Annotated in this window: 2 protein-coding genes and 1 pseudogene; all 3 read left to right on the top strand. The window is 64.3% G+C overall.

What is annotated here, in order from left to right:
* Positions 1 to 2,836, top strand: a 2,836-nt coding sequence (putA, locus tag B2V21_RS18570) for a trifunctional transcriptional regulator/proline dehydrogenase/L-glutamate gamma-semialdehyde dehydrogenase (RefSeq protein ID WP_286917659.1), incomplete at its 5' end; no start/stop codon positions are given.
* 208 nt (positions 2,837 to 3,044) lie between these two features.
* Positions 3,045 to 4,787, top strand: a complete 1,743-nt coding sequence (locus B2V21_RS18565) for a potassium/proton antiporter (RefSeq protein WP_286917658.1) — start codon at positions 3,045 to 3,047, stop codon at positions 4,785 to 4,787.
* Between the two features lie 38 nt (positions 4,788 to 4,825).
* Positions 4,826 to 5,852: pseudogene (locus B2V21_RS18560) on the top strand (mechanosensitive channel MscK); the annotation flags it as partial.

The raw sequence follows: 5,852 nt of genomic DNA, 5'->3' as shown, positions 1-5,852 counted from the left end.
CCGCCTGGAGCTGTCGCTGGACCTGCTCGAACGCCTGTGCTTCGAGCCGCAGCTGACCGGCTGGAACGGTATCGGCTTCGTCATCCAGGCCTACCAGAAGCGCTGCCCGTATGTGATCGACTACGTCATCGACCTGGCTCGTCGCAGCCGTCATCGCCTGATGATCCGCCTGGTGAAAGGCGCCTACTGGGACAGCGAGATCAAGCGCGCTCAGGTCGAGGGCCTGGAAGGCTACCCGGTGTACACTCGCAAGGTGTACACCGACGTGTCCTATGTGGCCTGCGCACGCAAGCTGCTGTCGGTGCCGGAAGTCATCTACCCGCAGTTCGCGACCCACAACGCCCATACCCTGGCTGCCATCTACCACATTGCCGGTCAGAACTATTACCCGGGCCAGTACGAATTCCAGTGCCTGCACGGCATGGGCGAACCGCTGTACGAGCAGGTCGTGGGCAAGGTGGCCGATGGCAAGCTGAACCGTCCATGCCGCGTGTATGCACCGGTCGGTACCCATGAAACGCTGCTGGCCTACCTGGTTCGCCGCTTGCTGGAGAACGGCGCCAACACCTCGTTCGTCAACCGTATCGCCGATCAGTCCATCTCCATTCAGGAACTGGTCGCCGACCCGGTGGCCACCATCGAGCGGATGGCGACCCAGGAAGGTCAGTTCGGCTTGCCGCACCCGCGCATCCCCCTGCCGCGCGATCTGTATGGCAGCGACCGGGCCAACTCGGCCGGCATCGACATGGCCAACGAACATCGCCTCGCATCGCTGTCGTCCGCCCTGCTGGCCACGGCTCACAACGACTGGAAAGCCCTGCCGCTGCTGGGCTGCGAGGCCAGCAACGAACCGGCCCAGCCGGTGCTGAACCCGTCCGACCTGCGCGACGTGGTCGGCCATGTCCAGGAGGCTACGGTCACTGACGTCGACAACGCCATTCAGTGTGCGCTGATCAACGGCCCGATCTGGCAGGCCACCCCGCCAGCCGAGCGTGCCGCCGTGCTGGAGCGTGCCGCGGACCTGATGGAAGCCGAGATCCAGCCGCTGATGGGCCTGCTCGCCCGCGAGGCCGGCAAGACCTTCGCCAACGCCATTGCCGAGGTGCGTGAAGCCGTGGACTTCCTGCGCTACTACGCGGTGCAGGCGCGCAATGACTTCAACAACGACGCCCATCGCCCATTGGGGCCAGTGGTGTGCATCAGCCCGTGGAACTTCCCGCTGGCGATCTTCACCGGCCAGGTGGCTGCGGCGCTGGCCGCGGGCAACCCGGTGCTGGCCAAGCCTGCGGAGCAAACCCCGTTGGTGGCCGCTCAGGCCGTACGCCTGCTGCTCGACGCCGGCATTCCGGAAGGCGTGCTGCAACTGCTGCCGGGCCGCGGTGAAACCGTCGGCGCACGGCTGGTGGGCGATGAGCGGGTCAAAGGCGTGATGTTCACCGGTTCCACCGAGGTGGCGCGACTGCTGCAGCGCAACATCGCCGGGCGCCTGGATTCGCAGGGTCGACCGATTCCGCTGATCGCCGAAACCGGTGGCCAGAACGCGATGATCGTCGATTCTTCGGCGCTGACCGAACAGGTGGTGATCGATGTGGTGTCCTCGGCATTCGACTCCGCCGGCCAGCGTTGCTCGGCCCTGCGCGTGCTCTGCCTGCAGGAAGATTCCGCTGACCGCGTAATCGAAATGCTCAAGGGCGCCATGGCCGAAGCACGCCTGGGCAACCCCGAGCGCCTGAGCGTGGACATTGGCCCGGTGATCGACGCCGAAGCCAAGACCGGCATCGAGAAGCACATCCAGGGCATGCGCGACAAAGGCCGTGACGTCTACCAGATGGCCATTGCCGACAGCGCCGAGATCAAGCGCGGCACCTTCGTCATGCCGACCCTGATCGAACTGGAAAGCTTCGATGAGCTGCAACGCGAGATCTTCGGTCCCGTGCTGCACGTGGTGCGCTACAAGCGTCGCGATCTGGATCAGTTGATCGCTCAGATCAACGCTTCCGGCTATGGCCTGACCCTGGGCGTGCACACCCGCATCGACGAGACCATCGCCAAGGTGATCGACAACGTCCATGCCGGCAATGTCTACGTCAACCGCAACATCGTGGGCGCTGTGGTGGGTGTGCAGCCGTTCGGTGGCGAAGGGCTGTCGGGCACAGGTCCCAAGGCCGGTGGCCCGCTGTACCTGTACCGTCTGCTGTCGACCCGACCCAACGATGCCATCGCCCAGTCGTTCCAGCGCAGTGACGCCGGGCTCGCACCCGACGTGCGCCTGCGCGATGCCCTGGGCAAGCCGTTGCAGGCGCTGCAAGCCTGGGCCGCGAGCACCCAGCAGGCCGAGTTGGCACAGCTGTGCGGCGAATTTGCCATTCAGTCGCAGAGCGGCGTGACCCGTCTGCTCGATGGCCCGACCGGTGAACGCAACAGCTACACCATCCTGCCGCGCGAGCACGTACTGTGCCTGGCCGAGGTGGAAGCCGACCTGTTGGTGCAACTGGCAGCGGTGATGGCCGTGGGCTCCAGCGCAGTGCTGCCGGACAATGCCTTGAGCAAGGCCGTGCGCGCCCGTCTGCCCAAGGAAGTTCAGGCACGGGTCAAGCTGGTACCGGAGTGGAACAAGGACGAGGTGCTGTTCGACGCAGTGCTGCATCACGGTGATTCCGACCAGTTGCGCGCGGTCTGCGAGCAGATCGCCAAGCGCGGCGGTGCCATCGTCGGCGTACACGGCCTGTCCCAGGGTGAAACCGGGATCTGCCTGGAGCGTCTGGTGATCGAGCGGGCACTGAGCGTGAACACCGCTGCGGCCGGCGGCAACGCCAGCCTGATGAGCATCGGCTGATGCTGACCAATGTGAGCTGATCGGTTAAACACCACGGGCGCCTTCGGGCGCCCGTGGTGTATCTGGGCCAGACCCTGCGCCGGCGTACCTGCGACGTGACGGCGGTACCGGGCAAATCCTTTGACATACATGTGTTTACACGGGTTAGAATCCGTTGGCACGAGGCCTGCATGTTGCCGGTTCTGCCACTGCTTACGGAGTACTGCCCTTGGACGCCACCTTCATCAACAGCCTGTTCTTGATCGGCGCGTTGCTGGTGGGTGCAAGTATTCTGGTCAGCTCGCTGTCCTCTCGGCTGGGCATTCCCATTCTGGTAATCATCCTCGCCGTCGGCATGGCCGCTGGTGTGGATGGCGGCGGTATCATCTTCAACAACTACCCCACGGCCTACCTGGTCGGCAACCTGGCGCTGGCAGTGATTTTGCTCGACGGCGGCTTGCGCACGCGGGTTTCGAGTTTTCGCGTGGCGTTGTGGCCGGCGCTGTCGCTGGCCACGGTCGGGGTGCTGATCACCACTGCGCTGACCGGTGCGGTGGCAGCCTGGCTGTTCGACCTGAGCATGATCCAGGGGCTGTTGATCGGCGCCATCGTCGGCTCCACCGATGCCGCAGCGGTGTTCTCTCTGCTGGGTGGCAAGGGCCTGAACGAGCGGGTAACCGCAACGCTCGAAATCGAATCGGGCAGCAACGACCCCATGGCGGTGTTTCTCACCGTGACCCTGATCGACATGATCGCCAGCGGCCAGACCGGTCTGCATTGGGGCCTGCTGGGCCATCTGCTGCGCGAGTTCGGCATCGGCGGCGTGATTGGTCTGGGCGGCGGCTGGGTCATGCTGCAATTGGTCAACCGCATCAACCTGGCCACCGGCCTGTACCCGATCCTGGTGGTGGCCGGCGGCCTGCTGGTGTTCGCCTTGACCAACGCCCTGCACGGCAGCGGCTTCCTCGCCGTGTACCTGTGCGGCCTGGTCATGGGCAACAAACCGATCCGCAGCCGCCACGGCATTCTGCACATGCTCGACGGCATGGCCTGGCTGGCACAGATCGGCATGTTCCTGGTATTGGGCCTGCTGGTCACGCCCCACGACCTGCTGCCCATCGCCCTGCCCGCCCTTACCTTGGCGCTGTGGATGATCCTGGTCGCGCGGCCGCTGTCGGTGATGGTCGGGCTGCTGCCGTTCAAGGCCTTCCACGGCCGCGAAAAGGCGTTCATTTCCTGGGTGGGCCTGCGCGGCGCGGTGCCGATCATTCTGGCGGTGTTCCCGTTGATGGCCGGGCTGCCGGATGCGCAGCTGTTCTTCAACCTGGCCTTCTTTATCGTGCTGGTGTCGCTGCTGGTGCAAGGCACCAGCCTGCCGTGGGTGGCCAAGCTGCTCAAGGTCACCGTGCCGCCGGACCCGGCGCCGATCTCCCGCTCGGCCCTCGAAGTGCACATCACCAGTGAGTGGGAGCTGTTCGTCTATCGCCTGGGCGCGGAAAAATGGTGCATCGGCGCTGCTCTGCGCGAACTCAAGATGCCCGAAGGCACGCGCATCGCCGCGCTGTTTCGCGGCCAGCAACTGCTCCACCCCTCAGGCAGTACGGTGCTGGAAGTGGACGACCTGCTGTGCGTGATCGGCCATGAACACAACCTGCCCGCCCTGGGCAAATTGTTCAGCCGCGCACCACAACGCGGTCTGGACCTGCGTTTCTTCGGCGACTTCGTGCTCGAAGGCGACGCCGAACTGGGCGCTGTCTCGGCGCTCTACGGCCTCAAGCTCGACGGTCTGGATCCGCAGATGCCGCTCAGCCGCTTCATCATGCAGCGTGTCGGCGGCGCACCGATCGTCGGCGACCACGTGGAGTGGAATGGCACGCTGTGGACGGTCGCGGTCATGGACGGGAACCGGATCATGAAAGTGGGCGTCAAATTCCCCGAAGGAAGTCGTCCAGCGCCTGGGCTCTTCCTCTAAACTGCCCATCTCTCTTCGAGCTGTACGACTCTTAACCTATGCGCAATTTTCTTTCCGCAGCCCTGCTGGGGCTGTGCATGGCTGTCGCCAGCGTTCAGGCTGCCGACCCGCTGAACCGCGAAACGGTGCAGCAGAACCTCGACAAGATCGCCGAACGCAAGCTGCCAGAAGCCGACCAGAAGGCTCTGCAGCAGGTGTTCGAACAGACCCTGGGCCTGATCGGCAATCAGGAAGACAACGAACGCAAGCTGGCTGATCTCAAGCAGCAACTCACCGATGCACCCAAGCAGACCCTTGAGGCGCAGCGTGAGCTGAGCCGCCTCAAGGGCGCGCCGGTCATCCCGGTGACTCAGCGCTACGCAACCTTGAGTGTGCCGCAGCTGGAGCAGATCTTCAGCGAGCGCACCACCGAACAAGGTGAGCTGCAAAAGGCGCTGTCCGATGCCAACAGCCTGATCATTACCGCGCAGACCCGCCCGGAACGCGCGCAGACCGAGATCAGCGCCAGCCAGAACCGCATCCAGCAGATCAACGGCATCCTCAAGCTGGGCAAGAACGACGGCAAGGCGCTGACGCCCGACACCCGCAACCAACTGGTGGCCGAACAGGCCTCCATCGGTGCCTTGATCAACCTGCGCCGCCAGGAACTGGCCGGTAACAGCACCCTGCAAGACCTGGGTAATGCCCGGCACGATCTGGTGCTGGAAAAAACCACTCGGCTGGATCAGGAAATCCAGGACCTGCAGACGCTGATCAATCAGAAGCGTCTGGCGCAGTCCCAGGAAACGGTCACCAAACAGTCGCTGGAAGCACAGAAAGCCGGCGGCAGCAGCGTATTGGCCACTGAAAGTGCGACCAACGTCAAACTGTCCGACTACCTCCTGCGCAGCACCGACCGCCTCAACGAGCTGACCCAGCAGAACCTCAAGACCCGCCAGCAGCTCGACAGCGTGACCCAGAGCGACCAGGCCCTGGATGAGCAGATCAGCGTGCTCAAGGGCAGCCTGCTGCTGTCCAAGATTCTCTACAAGCAGAAGCAGGCGCTGCCCCACCTGAAGGTCGACC

The organism is Pseudomonas sp. UBA6276 (genome assembly GCF_002438365.1).
GTDB classification, from domain to species: Bacteria; Pseudomonadota; Gammaproteobacteria; order Pseudomonadales; family Pseudomonadaceae; genus Aquipseudomonas; species Aquipseudomonas coleopterorum.
This window is presented reverse-complemented; position numbering and strand designations above follow the sequence as displayed.